This is a genomic window from Streptomyces sp. NPDC048644 (assembly GCF_043199105.1).
GTDB lineage: Bacteria > Actinomycetota > Actinomycetes > Streptomycetales > Streptomycetaceae > Streptomyces.
In genome coordinates, this window is the sequence record NZ_JBICVO010000009.1 from 164,104 (window position 1) to 183,331 (window position 19,228).

The 19,228-nt window shown below is 69.4% G+C and carries 18 protein-coding genes; 1 reads left to right on the forward strand and 17 read right to left on the reverse strand.

The window, feature by feature from the left end; translation table 11 throughout:
* Positions 1–18: 18 nt before the first annotated feature.
* The 12 genes from ACGFNI_RS22060 to ACGFNI_RS22115 form a co-directional block, all read right to left on the reverse strand.
* Entirely contained in the window at positions 19–384 is a 366-nt protein-coding gene (locus tag ACGFNI_RS22060; RefSeq protein WP_393686174.1) for an L-rhamnose mutarotase, read from the reverse strand.
* 136 nt (positions 385–520) lie between these two features.
* On the reverse strand, positions 521–3,337 hold the full coding sequence (locus ACGFNI_RS22065) for a DEAD/DEAH box helicase (RefSeq protein ID WP_393686486.1): 2,817 nt from the start codon (positions 3,335–3,337) through the stop codon (positions 521–523).
* A gap of 126 nt (positions 3,338–3,463) precedes the next feature.
* On the reverse strand, positions 3,464–4,438 hold the full coding sequence (tatC, locus tag ACGFNI_RS22070; protein ID WP_393686176.1) for a twin-arginine translocase subunit TatC: 975 nt from the start codon (positions 4,436–4,438) through the stop codon (positions 3,464–3,466).
* A 61-nt stretch (positions 4,439–4,499) separates the two neighbouring features.
* Positions 4,500–4,787: a Sec-independent protein translocase subunit TatA gene (gene tatA / locus ACGFNI_RS22075; protein WP_393686177.1), complete on the reverse strand. Its 288-nt coding sequence runs from the start codon at positions 4,785–4,787 to the stop codon at positions 4,500–4,502.
* A 202-nt stretch (positions 4,788–4,989) separates the two neighbouring features.
* Complete coding sequence (locus tag ACGFNI_RS22080) at positions 4,990–5,220, reverse strand: hypothetical protein (protein WP_393686179.1); 231 nt, start codon at positions 5,218–5,220, stop codon at positions 4,990–4,992.
* Between the two features lie 83 nt (positions 5,221–5,303).
* On the reverse strand, positions 5,304–5,564 hold the full coding sequence (locus ACGFNI_RS22085; RefSeq protein WP_393686181.1) for a hypothetical protein: 261 nt from the start codon (positions 5,562–5,564) through the stop codon (positions 5,304–5,306).
* 37 nt (positions 5,565–5,601) lie between these two features.
* The gene (locus tag ACGFNI_RS22090) at positions 5,602–6,552 is read right to left on the reverse strand and encodes a helix-turn-helix transcriptional regulator (protein WP_393686183.1); all 951 of its coding nucleotides are present in this window, start codon (positions 6,550–6,552) and stop codon (positions 5,602–5,604) included.
* A 17-nt stretch (positions 6,553–6,569) separates the two neighbouring features.
* On the reverse strand, positions 6,570–7,556 hold the full coding sequence (locus ACGFNI_RS22095) for a helix-turn-helix transcriptional regulator (protein ID WP_393686185.1): 987 nt from the start codon (positions 7,554–7,556) through the stop codon (positions 6,570–6,572).
* 150 nt (positions 7,557–7,706) lie between these two features.
* Positions 7,707–8,081: an FKBP-type peptidyl-prolyl cis-trans isomerase gene (locus tag ACGFNI_RS22100; protein WP_393686187.1), complete on the reverse strand. Its 375-nt coding sequence runs from the start codon at positions 8,079–8,081 to the stop codon at positions 7,707–7,709.
* Positions 8,082–8,138: 57 nt separating this feature from the next.
* Entirely contained in the window at positions 8,139–9,128 is a 990-nt protein-coding gene (locus tag ACGFNI_RS22105; RefSeq protein WP_393686189.1) for an FKBP-type peptidyl-prolyl cis-trans isomerase, read from the reverse strand.
* Between the two features lie 134 nt (positions 9,129–9,262).
* Positions 9,263–10,624 carry a Pup--protein ligase gene (gene pafA, locus ACGFNI_RS22110; protein ID WP_227048622.1) on the reverse strand — a complete coding sequence of 454 codons (1,362 nt, stop codon included), beginning with the start codon at positions 10,622–10,624 and terminating at the stop codon, positions 9,263–9,265.
* A 9-nt stretch (positions 10,625–10,633) separates the two neighbouring features.
* Positions 10,634–11,893, reverse strand: a complete 1,260-nt coding sequence (locus tag ACGFNI_RS22115; protein WP_393686191.1) for an MFS transporter — start codon at positions 11,891–11,893, stop codon at positions 10,634–10,636.
* 125 nt (positions 11,894–12,018) lie between these two features.
* Here ACGFNI_RS22115 and ACGFNI_RS22120 point away from each other — a divergent pair, with 125 nt between their 5' ends.
* Positions 12,019–13,068, forward strand: coding sequence for a LacI family DNA-binding transcriptional regulator (locus ACGFNI_RS22120; RefSeq protein ID WP_393686193.1), 1,050 nt, complete (start codon positions 12,019–12,021; stop codon positions 13,066–13,068).
* Positions 13,069–13,157: 89 nt separating this feature from the next.
* On the opposite strand, the gene prcA is transcribed toward ACGFNI_RS22120, so the two are convergent.
* The 5 genes from prcA to arc form a co-directional block, all read right to left on the reverse strand.
* On the reverse strand, positions 13,158–14,012 hold the full coding sequence (gene prcA, locus ACGFNI_RS22125) for a proteasome subunit alpha (RefSeq protein ID WP_393686195.1): 855 nt from the start codon (positions 14,010–14,012) through the stop codon (positions 13,158–13,160).
* Between the two features lie 66 nt (positions 14,013–14,078).
* Entirely contained in the window at positions 14,079–14,924 is an 846-nt protein-coding gene (prcB, locus tag ACGFNI_RS22130) for a proteasome subunit beta (RefSeq protein WP_393686197.1), read from the reverse strand.
* Between the two features lie 296 nt (positions 14,925–15,220).
* Positions 15,221–15,439 (reverse strand): ubiquitin-like protein Pup, encoded by a 219-nt coding sequence (locus ACGFNI_RS22135; RefSeq protein WP_227048627.1) that lies wholly within the window; start codon positions 15,437–15,439, stop codon positions 15,221–15,223.
* A gap of 167 nt (positions 15,440–15,606) precedes the next feature.
* Complete coding sequence (dop, locus tag ACGFNI_RS22140; protein ID WP_393686199.1) at positions 15,607–17,118, reverse strand: depupylase/deamidase Dop; 1,512 nt, start codon at positions 17,116–17,118, stop codon at positions 15,607–15,609.
* A gap of 277 nt (positions 17,119–17,395) precedes the next feature.
* The gene (gene arc, locus ACGFNI_RS22145) at positions 17,396–19,162 is read right to left on the reverse strand and encodes a proteasome ATPase (RefSeq protein WP_393686201.1); all 1,767 of its coding nucleotides are present in this window, start codon (positions 19,160–19,162) and stop codon (positions 17,396–17,398) included.
* Between the last annotated feature and the right edge of the window lie 66 nt (positions 19,163–19,228).

Consider the following 19,228-nt stretch of genomic DNA (forward strand, 5'->3'; position numbering starts at 1 on the left):
CCCGCCCCTGACCGCCGCTCAGTCGTGGTGGAAGATCTCCCGCATCGGCGTCCACCACTCCCCCGGCACCGCGCCCGCGGTCTGCTCCTGGCACGGGTCGGTCAGCTTCCACCACTCCTGGGTGGCGGGATCGGCGGCCATGGTGGCCATGTCCGCCGCGTAGTCATCGCCGACGTACTCGGCGTACGAGAAGAGCTGATCGCCCTCCAGGAAGATCGAGTAGTTGCGCAGGCCGCAGGCGGTGAGGGTCGCGAGGACCGCGGGCCACGCCTCGGCGTGCAGCCGCAGATACCGCTCGCGGTGCTCGGGGCGGAGCCTGATGACCTTCCCGAAGCGCCGTATCCGCGCCCCGTCCCCGGCGTCGCTGCCCGCGCTGTGCGTCATGTCCGCTCCCGTCTCCGCTGCGTCCGGCACCCGTTGCGTACCTCGCGCGGCGGCCGGTCACACCTGTCCTGACGGGTCCGCACGACGGCGCCCACCCCTCCGGATACCGGAAGGGCGGGCGCCGGGTGCGGGGGCGTCAGCCCACGGACGAGTACGCGACCACGCCGCGCAGCACACCTTCCACGGCCTTGCGCGCGGTGCGGGCGACCGTGCCGCCGGGCGGCGCCGCCGCCGCGATCTGGCCGAGCACGTCGATCAGCTGCTTGCACCAGCGGACGAAGTCACCGGCCGGCATGTCCGCCTCGACCAGCACCTCGTCGAGCCCGAAGCCGGAGGCCCAGCGGTAGGCGGCCCAGGCGAACCCGAGGTCCGGCTCCCGCTGGCCGACCCCTTCCGCCTGATTGATCTTGTGGTCCTCCTCCAGCGCGTCCAGCCGGCCCCAGATGCGCACCATCTCCCCCAGCGCGTCCCGCGCCCGGCCGGCCGGGAGCTTGGGCGCCGTCGCGTCGTCGGCCTGACGGGCCTCGAACACCAACGCCGAGGCGCAGGCGGCCAGTTCCGCAGGCCCGAGCCCCTCCCAGACGCCTTCCCGCAGGCACTCACTGGCCAGCAGGTCCAGCTCGCCGTAGAGCCTGGCCAGCCTGCGGCCCTCGTCCGTGACGGTGTCGCCCTCCAGGTAGTCCAGCTCGGTCAGCAGCGCGCAGATCCGGTCGAAGGTGCGCGCGATGGTGTTCGTACGCCCCTCGATCCTGCGCTCCAACTGGCGGGTGTCCCGCAGCAGTCGGTGATACCGCTCGGCCCACCGGGCGTGGTCCTCGCGCTCGTCGCAGCCGTGGCAGGGGTGCGCCCTGATGTCCTTGCGCAGCCGCGCGATCTCCTTGTCGTCGATCGCCTCGGAGCGCGGCTTGCGGTGCCGGGACGGGACGAGGTGACCGGCCTTGGTGCGCAGCGCGGAGGCCAGATCGCGGCGGGACTGCGGGCTGCGGGCGTTGAAGGACTTGGGGATGCGCATCCGGTCCAGCGCCTCCACCGGCACCGGGAAGTCCATCGACGCCAGCCGCTTGACCTGCCGCTCGGCGGTCAGCACCAGCGGCCTGGGGCCGTCCTGCACCTCGTACCCGCGGTGCCGGTCGGTACGGCCGGACGGCATGCCGGGATCCAGCACCAGGGCGAGCCCTGCGTACTTGCCGGTCGGCACATGGATGACATCGCCCGGCCTGAGCTTCTCCAGCGCCGCGGCAGCCGCCACCCGCCGCTGGGCCGCGCCCTGCTTGGCCAGCTCCGTCTCGCGGTCCTTCAGCTTCCGCCGCAGGGCGGAGTACTCCTCGAAGTCGCCCAGATGACAGGTCATCGAGGCGCGGTACCCCTCCAGGCCCGCTTCGTTCTTCTGCACCTCCCGCGAGATGCCGACCACCGACTTGTCCGCCTGGAACTGGGCGAACGACATCTCCAGCAGCTCACGCGAGCGATGCCTGCCGAACTGCGAGACGAGGTTGACCGCCATGTTGTACGACGGCTTGAAGGACGAACGCAGCGGGTACGTCCGCGTCCCCGCGAGCCCGGCCAGCGCACCCGGGTTCATGCCGCGCTGCCACAGCACCACGGCGTGCCCCTCGACATCGATCCCGCGCCGCCCGGCCCTGCCGGTGAGCTGGGTGTACTCGCCCGGCGTGATGTCGGCGTGCTGCTCGCCGTTCCACTTGACGAGCTTCTCCAGGACCACGGACCGCGCGGGCATGTTGATGCCGAGCGCCAGCGTCTCGGTGGCGAAGACGGCCTTGACCAGACCCTGGACGAACAGTTCCTCGACGACCTCCTTGAAGGTCGGCAGCATGCCGGCGTGATGCGCCGCTATGCCGCGCTCCAGGCCCTCCAGCCACTCGAAGTAGCCCAGCACGTGAAGGTCGTCGTCGGGGATGCCTGCGGTGCGTGCCTCGACGATGCGGCGGACCTTCTCGCGGCCCTCCTGGTCGTTGAGGCGCAGGCCCGCGTACAGGCACTGCTGGACGGCCGCCTGGCACCCGGCGCGGCTGAAGATGAAGGTGATCGCGGGCAGCAGGCCCTCGTTGTCGAGACGGTCGATGACCTCGGCCCTGCTGGGGGTCCAGATCCTGCTGCGCTGCCGCCGCTCACGCTCGCGGTCCGCCTCGCGCATGTTGCGACCGCGCCGCTTGTCCTTGCCTGACGTGGGCCGGCTGTTCTCGATCCTGGCCAGCCGCTCCAGATCGGGATTGACCTCGCGGCGGCCACCACCCTGCCCCTCCCGCTCCTCGAACAGGTCGTACATCCGCCGGCCCGCCAGGACGTGCTGCCACAGCGGCACCGGACGGTGCTCGGAGACGATGACCTCGGTGTCACCGCGGACGGTGTCGAGCCAGTCGCCGAACTCCTCGGCGTTGGAGACCGTGGCCGACAGTGACACCAGGGTCACGGACTCGGGGAGATGGATGATCACCTCTTCCCAGACGGCACCCCGGAAGCGGTCGGAGAGGTAGTGCACCTCGTCCATGACCACATAGCCGAGCCCGATCAGCGACCGGGAGCCCGCATAGAGCATGTTGCGCAGCACTTCGGTGGTCATCACGACCACCGGCGCCTCGGAGTTGACGCTGTTGTCGCCGGTCAGCAGGCCGACCTTGTCAGCGCCGTAACGCCGCACCAGATCCTGGTACTTCTGGTTGGACAGCGCCTTGATGGGCGTGGTGTAGAAGCATTTGCGGCCCTGTTGGAGGGCCAGGTGGACGGCGAATTCGCCGACGATCGTCTTGCCCGATCCGGTGGGGGCGGCGACCAGCACGCCCTTCCCGGCCTCCAGGGCCCGGCAGGCATCGATCTGGAACGGATCCAGGGCGAAGTCGTACATCTCTCGGAAAGGGGCGAGTGCGGTGGCCTGCTCGGCCGCACGGAGCTTGGCGGCGGCATAGCGCTCAGCAGGGGACATGTCCTCGGTCATCGTGCTCACGAGCCTACCGGCCACCTCTGACAGCCGGCCGGAAAATTTCCCGGCCGCCCGGCCCGCGCCCCGGCCGTCCGCGCTCCCGGTCAGGTCAGGGCGCATCGGCCGGGTCGCGCGGACCCGTCACGTCACGTCGTCGAGATCCCCGCGGCGCCGCCCGCCGGATTCGCCGTCCCCGTCGCTGCCCCGCTCCAGCTCCCCGGGCGCGGCCACCGGCTCCATCTCGCCGATGCTCTCCGGCGTCAGGTCCAGGTCGGAGGCTTCGTCGTCGTCGGGCTGCGTCTCGGTCCGCCGGCGCCGCCTGGCGTCGTTGGACAGCGCGACCAGCACCGCGGCGAAGTAGAGCACGCAGATCGGCACGGCCAGCAGGAGCATCGACAGCGGGTCGGTGCTCGGCGTGGCGATGGCCGAGAAGACGGTGATGCCCATGATCATGCCGCGCCACCAGCCGAGCATCCGCTTACCTGTGAGGATGCCGGCGAAGTTGAGCATGACCAGCAGCAGCGGCAGCTCGAAGGACAGGCCGAAGACGATCACCATGCGGAGGATCAGGTCAAGCAGTTTGTCCAGCGTCAGGAGGTTGCCGACGCCCTCAGGCGTGAAGCCGATGAGCACCTTCGCCGTGGTCGGCAGCACCTGGTAGGCGAAGTACGCGCCGGCCAGGAAGAGCGGGAAGCCGACGCCGACGAAGCCGAGCGCGTACTTCTTCTCGTTGCGGTGCAGCCCCGGGGCCAGGAAGGCCCACAGCTGGTACAGCCAGACCGGCGCGGACAGGATGACACCGGCCACCAGGGACACCTTGAGCGCGAGGGTGAAGGGACCGAGGAGGTCCATCATCACGATGCTCGCGCAGCGCGAACCCTTTTCCTGCTTGGCGAGGTCGGTGAAGAGCGAGTCGCAGCCCACCGTCTGCAGGACCGGCTTCGTGAAGACGTTGATGATCGCTTCGTAGAAGAACGCCGCGACGATCGTCGCGACGATGATCGCCAGGATTCCCTTGGCCAGCCGGTTCCGCAGCTCACGCAGGTGCTCCACGAGGGGCATGCGACCCTCGGGATCCCTCTCCCGCTTCTGCTTTTTGGGGGCAGACTTCAGCAACCCTCGTCCTCATCTCATGCAGCGCGCAGCGGCCCTGCCGCCGTCGCAGTCAGGCCCTAGGTCAGCGCTTCGCGGTCTGATCGGTCTCGTTGACCGGTCGCGAACTGCTCACATCGCCGGGTGCGGCCTTGATGGTCCGGGGTGCGGCCTGCGTGTCGTCCTGCGGCGGGTCGGCGGGGGCCTCGTCCTTCTTGGCGCCCTCCGACTTCATCGCCTTGGCCTCGCTCTTGAGGATGCGGGCGGACTTACCGAGTGAGCGGGCCATGTCGGGAAGCTTCTTGGCGCCGAACAGAAGAATCACGACGACGAGAATCAGAACGAGCTCGGGCCAACCGAACTTTCCAAACATAAGCAATTACCTTCTCACCGAGGCGGCTGAGGGACTACCTGACTTGGCCGGACACCGTCCGCCCGCCGTGCTTCCAGTGATCGTAGCGCTCACGGGTGAACGTTCGGCAACCCCTGTGCGCACTTCCGGACACGGGCCGCGCCGCGCTCTCCGGCCCTGCGCACCCCAGCCTACCGTCCATGCGTACGACTCCTGCGTCCCGTCAACCCCCCGCCCGATCTCCCTGCCGCTCGTTCCGTTTTCCCGCGGGTGCGGCGGCGGCGAGCGGGGTCGCGGCCCGCTCCAGATCCTGCGCGGCCCGCTGGATCCGCTCCGACGCCGTGCCCACCTGACGGGCCAGCCGACGCACTTCGACGAAGACGCGGACGGCGAGGACGCCGAGCACGGCGATGCCGAGGAAGCCGAGGGCGATAGCGATCATGGGCCAGAGCATGGGGCGAGCCTATCGGGGGGTGCGAGGGGATTCCGCCGGTGTCGTACGGCACCGGACCGTCCGGTTCCGGTCGGGCGCGGGGGTCAGCCGATGTGCAGCCGCAGGGTCCGCACCCCGCCGCCGGTGAGCAGCTCGATGATCCGCTCACCGGCCGGTTTGCGCACCGCGCGACCGCAGTCGGGGCACGTGAAGGAGTAGAACGTGGTGCGGCTGCTGGCACCGATGGCCAGCCGGAAGGCGTCCGACGCCAGCTCGAAGCGGCCCCGGCAGTCGGGGCAGGCCGCCTTGAAGAGCACCGGAGAGGTCGGGTGGGCCAGGGTTCCGGTCGCCATCGTGGTCGTCATCCTTCGCTGCCTCCTTACGGTTCGCGCGGCGCCGCGCTCACTCGCCGTACGCGGCGAGCGCCTTGGCCGCGGCCTGCCGCGCGCTGTCCGCGAGGTCCTGGGGCGCGGCGATCCGGCCGTCGCGGCCGAGGCGCAGCGCCAGCCTGCGGAGCGAGGCCGGGTCGGGGGTGCGCAGCGTGATGCGCAGTCCGCCGTCCGGCAACTCGTCGGCGCTGTCGTGCGGGTAGTACTCGGCGACCCAGCGGCCCCCGGGCCCGACCTCGATGGTGACCTCGGGATCCTCGGCCGCCGGCTGGACCAGCCCTTCCGAGAGGTCGCGCAGTTCGACGGGCGGCGGGTCGGCGGGCGCGTCGAGCAGCTTGATCTCGGCGACCCGGTCGAGGCGGAAGGTGCGCCGGGCCTCGGAGAGCCGGCACCACGCCTCCATGTATGTGTGGCCGACGGCGAACAGCCGGATCGGGTCCACCTCACGCTCGGTCAGCTCGTCGCGGGCCGGCGAGTAGTAGCGCAGCCACAGCCGGCGCCGTTCGGCGATGGCGCGGTCCACGTCGGCGAAGACACCGCCCTCGGACTCGAAGGTCACCGAGAGCCGGGAGCTGGCTCCGGCCGCCTCGCCCGCCGCCGCCTCCAGCTTGGCGGTGGCGCGCAGCAGGGCCTGCCGGTCGCCCTCGCGCAGCCCGGGGAGGGTGGCCACGGCGCGGGCGGCGACGAGCAGCGCGGTGGCCTCGTCGGCGGCCAGCCGCAGCGGCTCGGCGACGTCGTCGGGGTTGTGCCACCAGATCCGGTCGCCGTCGGTGTCGATGTCGAGGAGATCGCCGCCGCGGAAGCTCGTCCCGCACATCGGCAGCACGTCGAGGTCGGCGATCAGCTCGTCCTCGGTGATCCCGAAGGCGCGGGCGACGTCGCCGACGCGCGCGCCGGGGCGCTCACGCAGATACGTCACCAAGGACAGCATCCGGCGGGTCTGGTCGATCGCGTTGGTAGCCATGGGTTCTCGTGTCCCTCTCAGCCCTTGGCCACGGCGCGCAGCCGGTCGATGACGTCGGCCCGCAGTTCGGCCGGTTCCAGCACCACCACGTCGGGCCCGAACTCCACCAGCCAGGCGTCGAGTCCGTGGCCGTTGGGGATCTCCAGCTCGTCCCAGCCGTCGCCGAGCGCGCGGACGGTCAGCGCGCGGGCGCGCAGCGGATAGCCGTGACCGGCCCGCAGCTTGATCCGGGCGCTGCCGGTGGCGGTCTCCCCCGCCCAGCTCTCGACGGTCTCGCGGACGGTGACGTGATCGGGCACCGGCGCGGTGAACGCCCCTTGCCTGGAACGGACCTTGCCGGTGATGCGGGAGAGCCGGAAGACCCGCTCGGCCTTGCGGTCGCGGTCCCAGCCCGCGACGTACCAGTGGCCGCGCCAGCACTCCAGGATCCACGGCTCGACCTGACGGCGCTCGGGGTGCGCGGCGTTGGACTTGCGGTAGTCGAAGACCACCGGGCGGCGGTCGCGGCAGGCCAGCATCAGCGGTTCAAAGGCGGCTTCATGGGCCGGGATCCGCGGTTCCAGCGCACTGTGCGGCGCGTCGATGTCCTCGGTCTCGGCGGCCAGCGGCATGCCGGCGGCCCGCAGCTTCTGCAGGGCGCCGCTGGCCGCACCGGCCAGCCGGGCCTGCTGCCAGATCTTGGCGGCGAGGCCGAGCGCAGCGGCTTCCTCCGCGTCGAGGGTGATCGGGGGCAGGCGGTTGCTGTCGCGGCGGGCGAGGTACCCGACGTCGCCCTCCAGGCCGTCGACGGTCTCGATGACCAGGCCCAGCTCCCGCAGGTCGTCCTTGTCCCGCTCGAACATCCGGTTGAAGGACTCGTCGCTGCTCGCCGGCCCTTCGCCGGTGCCGAAGGACTCGACGTATGCCTCGATCGACGACCGCAGTTCGCGCTTGGTCAACGGACGACGCGTACCCAGCAGACACAGTGCCAGGTTCATCAGCCGCTCGGCCTTGGCAATCGCCATCGGCACCCTCTCTCGTGGATCTCCCGACCGTTGACCGTACCGCCCGGCGTGCTCAGGGCAAAAGCCGGAGGGGCGGGCCCGAATGCGGTGGCCCGACGCGCCGAGGGCCCGCGCCGGTCGGCACGGGCCCTCGGTGGGTCGGCGGTGGTCTCAGACGGAGACCAGGTCGCAGACGAAGATCAGCGTCTCGCCCGGGGCGATACGGCCGCCGCCGGCGCCGCGCTCGCCGTACGCCAGGTGCGCGGGGATGGTCAGCCGGCGGCGCCCGCCGACCTTCATGCCCTGCACGCCCTTGTCCCAGCCGGGGATGACCTGGCCGGCGCCCAGCTGGAACTGCAGCGGGGTACCGCGGTTCCAGCTCGCGTCGAATTCCTCGCCGGTGCTGAAGGAGACGCCGACGTAGTGCACGGAGACACTGTCCCCGGCCTTGGCGACCGGCCCGTCACCCTCCCACAGGTCCACGATCTCCAGATCGGTGGGAGCCGGGCCCTCGGGGAAATCGATCTCGGGCTTGTCGATGCTCACGAATGTGCTCCTACTTACGAATCATTGCGATGACCGCAACAGTCTGGCAGACCCGGGTCAGACCGTGCCGACAATGTCGACCGAGAAGACCAGGGTGTTCTTGGCCAGCTCGTGCTGCGGGCTGGCACCGTAGCCCAGCTTCGGCGGAATGACGATCTCGACGCGGTCGCCGACGTGCTTGCCGACCAGTGCCTGGTCCCAGCCCTGGACGACCTGTCCGGTGCCGATCTGGAACGCGGTCGCGCCGCCGTGGTCCCAGGACGAGTCGAACTTCTTGCCGTCCTCCCACTTCACGCCGGTGTACTGCGCGATCAGCCCGTCGCCGGCCTTCACCTCGGGGCCCTTGCCCTTGATCAGCACCTGCTGCTTGAGGTCCTTCGGCGCCTTCTCACCCTTGGGGACGGTGATCGACGCGGCCTTGGCGTCCGCGGCCTTCACCTCGGGCATCCCGCTCTCGGGAGCCGCCTGCTCGCCCTCGGCCTTGGCCTTCTTGTCGACCTTCTTCACACCGGCCACGTCGACGACCCACACCAGACCGTCCTCGGGCTTGATGCCGGCCTGCGGGTTGAGGCCCGCCCCGATCAGCGCCTTGGCGGTGCCCTCGACCTGGAAGCGGCCACCGACCTTCTGCCCGGCGGCAGCGGTCAGCACCTTCGGGGGCAGCATCTGCTGGGTCATCTGCTCGGTGACCTCGGTGACGACCTGGGCGCGCGGCGCATCCTTCTTGGCGCCGGGCTGCTTGGTCCAGCTGCTGCCGAGGTTCTGGCCCTTCATCGACTGGGCCGAGTAGTCCAGGCGGACCAGGTCACCCTTCTTGACGGTGGCGCCCTTGCCCTCGGTGAGGGTCTTGGTCACGACCTTGTCGGCCGGCTTGGCGTCCTTGGACACCGAGATCTTGGGCTCGGCCCCTGCCTTGCCCTCGACCTTGACGACTGAGCCGTCGGCAGAGCCCTTGCCGTCATCGGACCCGCAGGCGGCGGTGAACAGCAGGATGGGCACGGTCAGCGCAGCGGCGGCGGCGCGACGGGTGTTCTTCGTGGGGTTCATCAGTCCAACTCGGGCTCGTGGGTGGGTGGCCAATGTCCGCCACTCTACGACCTGTGCCCCCATACGTTTCCCGGCGCAACACAGCAATGTGCCGGGAGCACTTACACTCCCGGCACACCCTGCTACGGCCCGTGTCACATCCCGGCGATCAGTTTCTCCACCCTGTCGTCCACCGAACGGAACGGGTCCTTGCACAGCACCGTCCGCTGCGCCTGATCATTGAGCTTGAGGTGCACCCAGTCGACCGTGAAATCACGACGCTGCTCCTGGGCCCGGCGGATGAAGTCGCCACGCAGCCTGGCACGGGTGGTCTGCGGCGGCACCGACTTGCCCTCGAAGATCTTCAAGTCGTTGCAGATCCGCGCCGCTTGCCCCTTCCGCTCCAGAAGGTAATAGAGCCCTCTGCGGCGGTGGATGTCGTGATACGCGAGGTCTATCTGCGCCACTCGCGGATGGGACATGGTGATGTTGTTCTTTGTGCGGTATCGCTCGATGAGTTGATGTTTCATCACCCAGTCGATCTCGGTGGAGATACGGTCGAGCTCCTGATCCCGGATTGCTTCGAGGGTGCGTCCCCACAACTCCAGGACGCGTTCGACGGTTCCCGTACGGATTCCGCGGCGCTCGCAGAAATCCACCGCCTTTTCGTAGTACTCCTGCTGGACTTCGAGCGCCGACGCCTCACGCCCGCTGGCCAGCCGCACCTTGCGCTGCCCGGTGATGTCATGGCTGACTTCACGGATCGCCCGGATCGGGTTCTCCAGCGTCAGATCACGCATGACGGTGCCCGCCTCGATCATGCGCAGGACGAGATCGGTCGCCCCGACCTTCAGCAGCATGGTCGTCTCGGACATGTTCGAATCGCCGACGATCACATGCAGCCGGCGATAGCGCTCGGCGTCCGCGTGCGGTTCGTCCCGGGTGTTGATGATCGGCCGCGAACGGGTCGTCGCGGACGACACCCCTTCCCAGATGTGTTCGGCACGCTGGCTGACGCAGTAGACGGCGCCGCGCGGGGTCTGCAGCACCTTGCCCGCGCCGCACAGCAGCTGACGGGTGACGAGGAAGGGAATGAGGATGTCCGCGAGCCGGGAGAACTCCCCGTGGCGGGCGACGAGATAGTTCTCGTGGCAGCCGTAGGAGTTACCCGCCGAATCGGTGTTGTTCTTGAAGAGATAGACGTCGCCCGCGATTCCCTCCTCGTGCAGGCGGCGTTCGGCGTCGACGAGAAGGCCCTCGAGAATGCGCTCGCCGGCCTTGTCGTGAGTGACCAGCTCGGTCACGTTGTCGCACTCGGGAGTTGCGTATTCCGGGTGCGAACCCACGTCCAAGTACAGGCGGGCGCCGTTCCGCAGGAAGACATTGCTGCTGCGGCCCCATGACACGACACGGCGGAAGAGGTACCGCGCCACTTCGTCAGGCGACAGTCGGCGCTGTCCCCTGAACGTGCACGTGACGCCGTACTCGTTCTCCAGCCCGAAAATGCGGCGGTCCATGACTGAACATTACGCCTGATGGCGTGCTCTGAAACCGGGTTCGACGGCCCCGTTTCGATCATTTTCCGCCGGGGCGGCAACAACCGTCCGCGCCACGGGATCCCCGAGAAATCGCTTCGTCGACAAAAGCACCAGCAGCGCGGCGATTCCACCGCCGCCCGCCACCGCGAATCCGGCCGCCGCGCCACCGCGCTCGACCGCGGGCCCCACCACCGACGCACCGACCGCCGAGCCGACGCCGAAGGTCGTCACCAGCCACGAGAACGCCTCCGTCACCGTGCCGTGCGGAGCATGCCGGTCCACGACCACGAACGCACACGCCAGCGCCGGCGCCAGGAACACACCGGCGATACCGGTCAGCGCCGTCATCCCCGCCACACCAGGGGTGAGGACGAGCGGCAGATACCCCAGCGCCAGGAGGGCGACGAGCAGCCGCAGCCGGCCCTCCGGACTCCCCGGCCACTCCCTGGCTCCGTAGACGACGCCGCCCACCAGCGCCCCGACACCCAGCGCGGAGAGCAGATAGCTGGAGACCATGCCGTCGCCGTGCCCGTCCGCGTACGCCACCGCGGCCACCGCTATGGAGCCGAGCGCCAGCCCGACGAAGAAGAACGAGCCGATCAGCACCAGCAGGCCGGGCGAGCGCAGCGCGCCCAGCCAGTGCGCCTCGCGCGGGCCGCTGCGCCACTGCCGCGACGGCGGGGAGACGACGACGGAGAGCGCGCCCAGCACGCCGAGCGCGTTGATGACCAGCAGCGCGACCTGCTCCGACCAGGCCGCGACGCACAGCGTCACCAGCAACGGCCCCACCGCGAACATGACTTCCTGCGCCACCGCGTCCAGCGCGTACGCGGCGTGCACCCGCTCGGGCCGCTTGAGCACTCCCGGCCACAGCGCCCGCAGCCCGCCCTCCAGAGGCGGCGTGAACAGCCCCGCGATCACGGCGGCTGCGTAGGCCAAGGGCAGCGGCTCGATCCCCACGACGGCGAGCAGCACCATTCCCAGGGCGGAGACCACCGCTGCGGGCAGCATGACGCGGGGCTGGCCGTACACGTCGACGGCCCGGCCGAGCAGCGGCTGGCCGATCGCGGTGCACACGCCGTAGACGGCGGAGAGCGCACCGGCCAGCGCGTAACTGCCGCCCTCCGAGCGGACGAAGAGGACCACCGCCAGGGCGGCCGTGGCGTTCGGCAGCCGGCCGATCAGGGTTCCGGTCAGCAGCCGGGCGGCATGCCGGGTTTTGAGCAGCTCCGCATATCCCGCGGCCATCCCGGCCCCTCTCCGCCCGGCGCAGCAGCTCCGGACATGATACGTATAACGTGGCAGCGTTATACGTATCATGGCGCCATTCGGCGGTCCAGCCCGCCCGGCCGACCACCAGGAGACAGTCAGCGGTGAGCAACAACGGCACGACCCCTGACCGCGGCGCGCAGCCGTCGGTCGCATCCCGTGTCACCAGCCGGGACGTGGCACGGGCCGCCGGGGTCTCCCAGGCCGCCGTCTCCCTCGTGCTCGGCGAGAAGTGGCGCGGCCGGGTCTCCCCGGCCAAGGCCGAGTCCGTCCGGGCCGCCGCCCTCGACCTCGGGTACCGCCCCAATCTCGCGGCCCGCAGCCTGCGCATGGGCCGCACCCGCACCGCGCTCCTCGTCGTCCCCGCACTCACCACGGAATTCTTCGCGCTGGTCCACTCCGGCGCGTCCCGGGCCGCCGCCGACCGCGGCTTCGGCGTGGTCCTCTACCCCTCGCCCGAAGGCATCGGCCCGGCCCCCGACCCGTTCGGCTCGGCCCGCGCCACCCTCGACGGCGTGATCGCCTCGTCCATGGCCGTCGACGCGCTCGCCGCACTCCGCGACACCGGGCTCCCCCTCGTCATGCTGGACAACGACCCGCAGGACGACCGGGCCGCCGCCACCGTCAACCTCGACATCGCCGACGGCATCCGCCAGGTGGCCGCCCATCTCCTCGGGCTCGGCCACCGCCGGATCGGCCATCTCGCGGCCGACATCGACTCCTGGACCTTCGCGCTGCGCGCCCGCGCGCTCGACCGGGCGCTCGGCGAAATCCCCGGCGCCGAGCTGCGCCGGGTACCGACCGCGCTCGGCGTCACGGCGGGCCTGACGGCCGCGCACACCGCACTGACCGGCCCCGGGCCCCGCCCGACGGCCCTGGTCTGCGACGACGACATCGTGGCCGCCGGCGCCTGCAAGGCCGCGCGGCGGCTCGGCCTGCGGGTGCCGGAAGACGTCTCGGTCACCGGCTTCGACGATCTGGCGCTGGCGGTGGCCGTCGAACCGGAGCTGACGACCGTACGGCTGCCGGCCGAGGACTTCGGCGCGGCCGGCATGCGCGCCCTGATGACCGCGCTCGACGGCCGCCCCGCTCCGGCCCGCACCCTGCCGGTCGAACTGGTCACCCGCGGCTCCACGGGCCCGGCGCCCGCCTGACGCGTACGCCCCCGGAGCCGCCCGCACAGCACAGCGCGCCCCGGCGGTGACCCACCGGGACGCGCTGCCCTGACGCCGTACGGCGCCGACTACTCCTCGGAGCCCTTCTCCGGCCCCTTCGCATCCTTCGCGTTCTTCGCGCCCTTCTCGCCCTTCTCGCCGGACGCGTCGTCGCTCCCCTGGGACGTGTCCGCGTCCCCGGAGCCCGCTTCGTCCGCGGCCGGCTCGGTGCCGGACGCCGTGGCGTGCTCGTCGAGCAGCCGGGAGAGCTGGCGGCCCAGGATCCGCTTGAACTTCCGCTGCTGCGGACGCGTGCGGTCCAGCGTCGCGACCTCCAACTGCTCGGCGGTCAGGGTGCGTTCACCGCCGTTGTTGTCCCGCGACAGCGAGTCGACGGCCAGCTTCAGCGCCTCGCCCAGCGTCATGCCGTCGCGGTGCCGCTGGTCGAGGTAGCTGCTGATCTGGTCGGCGTTGCCGCCCACCGCGACCGAACCGTGCTCGTCCACGATCGAGCCGTCGTGCGGAAGCCGGTAGATCTGGTCGTCCTCGGCGGCGCTGCCGACCTCGGCGACGATCAGCTCGACCTCGTACGGCTTCTCGGCGGCGCTGGAGAAGATCGTGCCGAGCGTCTGTGCGTAGACGTTCGCGAGGCCGCGTGCGGTGACGTCCTCACGGTGGTAGGTGTAGCCGCGCAGGTCGGCGTAGCGCACACCGCCGATCCGCAGATTCTCGAATTCGTTGTACTTGCCGACCGCCGCGAAAGCGATGCGGTCATAGATCTCGCTGACCTTGTGCAGGGCCCGGGAGGGATTCTCGGCGACGAATACCACGCCGTCGGTGTACTGCAGCACCACGACACTGCGTCCGCGCGCGATGCCCTTGCGGGCGTATTCGGCGCGATCGGCCATGGCCTGCTGGGGTGAGACATAGAACGGCGTCGACACCGGTTATCCGTCCCTTTCTGTCAATGACTCTCTCACTGGCACGCGCATTCCGGACCGTCCGTCCCGTCAGAGCACCGCGGCGCGCGGGCCGTCGGGCTGTTCGAGGCGGCGCTCATGAATGGCACGGGCGATCTCCGAGACATCGGCGTCGGTGAACCTCTTGAAGCCGTCTTCGGTGATCACCGTGACGATCGGGTAGATCCGGCGGGCCAGATCCGGCCCACCGGTCGCCGAATCGTCGTCAGCGGCGTCATAGAGCGCCTGAACGACGGCCGTGGCGGCCTGATGCTCCGTGAAGTCGTCGCGGTACAGCTTCTTGAGGGCGCCGCGGGCGAAGACGGAACCGGATCCCGTCGACGCGAAGCCGTGCTCCTCGGACCGCCCGCCGGTCACGTCGTAGGAAAAGATGCGGCCCTTCTCCCGGTCGACGTCCCAGCCCGCGAACAGCGGCACGACGGCGAGGCCCTGCATGGCCATCCCGAGGTTGCCCCGGATCATCGTGGAGAGACGGTTTGCCTTGCCCTCCAGGGAAAGCTGGGCGCCTTCCACCTTCTCGAAGTGCTCCAGCTCCAGCTGGAACAGCTTGACCATCTCGACGGCCAGACCTGCCGTGCCGGCGATGCCGACAGCGGAGTACTCGTCGGCCGGGAAGACCTTCTCGATGTCGCGCTGTGCGATGACGTTGCCCATCGTCGCCCGGCGGTCACCGGCGAGCACCACGCCGCCGGGGAAGGCCGCCGCCACGATGGTCGTGCCGTGCGGTGCCTCGATGGCGCCCTGGACGGGCGGCAGCGGGCGGTTGCCCGGCAGCAGATCGGGAGAGTGCTCGCCGAGGAAGTCCATGAACGACGAGGATCCAGGCGTCAGGAAGGCAGCTGGTAGACGCCCGGTGCTACGAGTGTTGGCTTCCACACGTTTCCTTCCGGATACTCGGCCGTCCGCCTCCGGGTGGCCGGCCGATGCTTGAATTGTCCCAGGCTGCGATGCAGCTGAAGCACTGTACGACCCGGACCCTACCCGTCCTGCGGCCGTGATCCACATGAGTTCCCGAACCGGGCTGCACCGGCCTCACCGGCCGTGCGGACCTGGCCGGCTGACGTGCCGCCAGGCGGCCCGCACGGCCCCGTGGGATGGGTCCTTGGCACTCCGGACCGGGCCGGCGGCGCTCCGCAGAACACCACCGGCGCCGCGCCCGAACCACGGTCCGGTTACTCTCCGCCCTTCTGAACGAAGCTCCGCACGAAGTCCTCGGCGTTCTCTTCGAGCACGTCGTCGATCTCGTCCAGCACCGAATCGACGTCGTCCGACAGCTTTTCCTGGCGTTCCTTGAGGTCTTCGGAAGCCTCCGCCTCCTGCGTCTGCTCCTCGACCTCTTCGGTGGAACGCGTGGCCTTCTGCTGCCCGCCGCCGCTGTCCTTGGTCGCCATTTCCCTCACCCCGCTCGGTTCGCCCCGCTCGATGTGACTCTCAAGATCCGACCCTACAAGCTGGCTCTGACATCGGCCCTGCACTTGTTGCAACGCCCGGGAGTCACCTCGATGATTCCCGCCCCACGGCCTTTTCAGCCGTGGATCAGCCGCGAATCCCTGCCGGTTCAGTGGCCGGAAAGCGCCCTCACCAGCTCCTCGGCCGTGCGACAGCGGTCCAGCAGATCCTTGACGTGCTCACGCGTCCCGCGCAGCGGCTCCAGAGTGGGAACCCGTTGCAGAGAGTCACGGCCCGGCAGATCGAAGATCACCGAGTCCCAGGAGGCAGCCGCCACGTCGTCCGCGTACTGCTCCAGGCAGCGACCGCGGAAATAGGCCCTGGTGTCCTCGGGAGGCTGCAGCCGGGACCGCTGGACCTCGGGCTCCTCCAGCAGCCGCTTCATCTTGCCGCGGGCCGCCAGACGGTTGTACAGGCCCTTGTCGGACCGCACGTCCGCGTACTGAAGGTCGATGAGGTGCAGCCGCGCCGCGTCCCAGTCCAGGCCGTCGCGGCGGCGGTAGCCCTCCATCAGCTCCCGCTTGGCGACCCAGTCCAGCTCTCCGGACAGGCTCATCGGGTCGTTCTCCAGCCGCCCGAGCACGTCTTCCCAGCGGGTGAGCACATCCTTCGTCTGCTCGTCCGCGTCCGCGCCGTAGCGGTCCTCGACGTACTTGCGGGCCAGCTCGAAGTACTCCATCTGAAGCTGGACCGCGGTGAGCGTACGGCCGCTGCGGAGCGTGATGAGGTGTCGCAGACCGGGGTCGTGCGAAACCTGGTGCAGGGCGCGGACCGGCTGGTCGACGGCCAGGTCGACGGCGATGAAGCCGTCCTCGATCATGGAGAGGACCAGCGAGGTGGTGCCCAGCTTCAGATAGGTCGAGATCTCGGAGAGATTCGCGTCGCCGATGATCACGTGCAGGCGGCGGTACTTCTCGGCGTCCGCATGCGGTTCGTCGCGGGTGTTGATGATCGGGCGCTTGAGCGTCGTCTCCAGGCCGACCTCGACCTCGAAGTAGTCGGCGCGCTGGCTGAGCTGGAAGCCGTGCTCCCGCCCGTCCTGGCCGATGCCGACGCGGCCCGCGCCGGTGACGACCTGGCGGGAGACGAAGAACGGCGTCAGGTGCCGCACGATGTCCGAGAACGGGGTCTCCCGCTTCATCAGGTAGTTCTCGTGCGTGCCGTAGGAGGCGCCCTTGTTGTCGGTGTTGTTCTTGTAGAGGAGGATCGGCTGGGCGCCGGGTACCTGGCCGGCCCGCTCGGCGGCCTCGGCCATGATCCGCTCGCCCGCCTTGTCCCACAGCACGGCGTCCCGCGGATTCGTGACCTCCGGGGCGCTGTATTCGGGGTGCGCGTGGTCGACGTACAGCCGCGCGCCATTGGTGAGGATCACATTGGCGAGGCCGATGTCCTCATCGGTGAGCTGGCTGGAATCGGCGGCCTCGCGGGCGAGGTCGAAGCCGCGGGCGTCCCGCAGCGGATTCTCCTCCTCGAAATCCCAACGGGCACGCCGTGCCCGGTGCATCGCCGCCGCATAGGCATTGACGACTTGGGACGAGGTGAGCATGGCATTGGCGTTCGGGTGTCCGGGGACGGAGATTCCGTACTCCGTCTCGATCCCCATTACTCGCCGTACGGTCATGCGGCCCTCCTTGCCCGGCGGCGCCCCCGGATGGGGTCGGCGCTCAAGTACCGCTGCGCTTCCGGTCCGTGTGCGATCCCCGCTCCCGCACAGCGTGACGCCGCGGTACTGACGAGCCTAGAACGCCTTTGCGGCGCTGGGGAGATCATTACAGTCATTGCTCCCGTCCGGTTTCCCTGACCGCCGCCCCGCGCTTTGCCCGGGGCTGTCCGGCGACCCTGGAAAAGCATCCGGCTGCGGACGCCCCGTGCAGGACATCCGCAGCCGGAGAGCGGTGTTACAGGTATTGGCCGGTATTCGCCACCGTGTCGATGGAACGGCCGGTGTCCGCGCCCTGCTTTCCGGTGACCAGGGTGCGGATGTAGACGATCCGCTCGCCCTTCTTACCGGAGATACGGGCCCAGTCGTCCGGGTTGGTGGTGTTCGGCAGGTCTTCGTTCTCCTTGAACTCGTCCACGCATGCCTGGAGGAGGTGGGAGACCCGCAAACCCTTCTGATTGTGTTCGAGGAATGCCTTGATGGCCATCTTCTTCGCACGTCCGACGATGTTCTCGATCATCGCGCCGGAGTTGAAATCCTTGAAGTACAGGACTTCCTTGTCACCATTGGCGTAGGTGACCTCCAGGAAGCGGTTCTCCTCGGATTCCGCGTACATCTGCTCGACGACCGACTGGATCATTCCGCTGACGGCCGCATTGCGGGAGCCGCCGTGCTCGGCGAGATCGTCGGTGTGCAGCGGCAGGCGCTCGGTGAGGTACTTCGAGAAGATGTCCTTCGCCGCTTCCGCGTCCGGACGCTCGATCTTGATCTTCACGTCGAGGCGGCCGGGGCGCAGGATCGCCGGGTCGATCATGTCCTCGCGGTTCGAGGCGCCGATCACGATGACGTTCTCCAGGCCCTCCACACCGTCGATCTCGGAGAGCAGCTGCGGGACGATGGTGTTCTCCACGTCCGAGCTGACACCGGAGCCGCGGGTGCGGAAGAGGGAGTCCATCTCGTCGAAGAAGACGATGACGGGCGTGCCCTCGCTGGCCTTCTCCCTCGCCCGCTGGAAGACCAGCCGGATGTGCCGTTCGGTCTCGCCGACGTACTTGTTGAGGAGCTCGGGGCCCTTGATGTTGAGGAAGAAGCTCTTCCCCGCGGGCTGGCCGGTCACCTCGGCGACCTTCTTGGCAAGGGAGTTGGCGACCGCCTTGGCGATGAGCGTCTTGCCGCAGCCGGGCGGGCCGTAGAGCAACACACCCTTGGGCGGGCGGAGTTCGTGCTCCTTGAAGAGGTCGGGGTAGAGGTACGGAAGCTCGACCGCGTCCCGGATCAGTTCGATCTGGCCGCCCAGACCGCCGATCTTGGTGTAGTCGATGTCCGGGACCTCTTCGAGGACGAGTTCCTCGACCTCGCTCTTCGGGATGACTTCATAGACGTAGCCGGAGCGGGGTTCGAGCAGCAGGGCGTCGCCGGGGCGGATGGTGATGTCCAGCAGCGGCTCGGCGAGCCGCACCACCCGTTCCTCGTCGGTGTGCCCGACGACCAGGGCGCGCTCGCCGTCCTCAAGGATTTCCTTGAGGGTGACGATGTCCCCGGCGCTCTCGAACGCCATGGCCTCGACCACATTGAGCGCTTCGTTGAGCATGACCTCTTGGCCGCGCCTGAGGTCGTTCGTCTCCACGCTGGGGCTGACATTCACCCGGAGCTTTCGGCCTCCGGTGAAAATATCGGCCGTGCCGTCCTCATTCACCTGCAGGAAGACGCCGAAGCCGGCCGGCGGCTGCGCGAGCCGGTCGACCTCCTCCTTGAGCGCGACGATCTGGTCGCGGGCCTCTCGGAGAGTATTGGCGAGTCGCTCGTTCTGCGCGGAAACGCCGGCCAGGTTGGTCTGCAGCTCGACGATCCGCTCTTCGAGAATCCTCGTATGACGCGGAGAGTCGGCGAGCTTGCGTCGCAGGACGGCGATCTCCTGCTCGAGATAGGCGACCTGGCCGGCGGGGTCTTCAGACCCCCGCCCGGGCCGGATGCCGCGGTTGATGTCGTCGTCGTGGGCTGCCACGGTCCTCACCTCCTCCAAGGGGAGCTGGACGCTTCCTGACCCTACCTGGGCCGGTGCGGGTTGAAA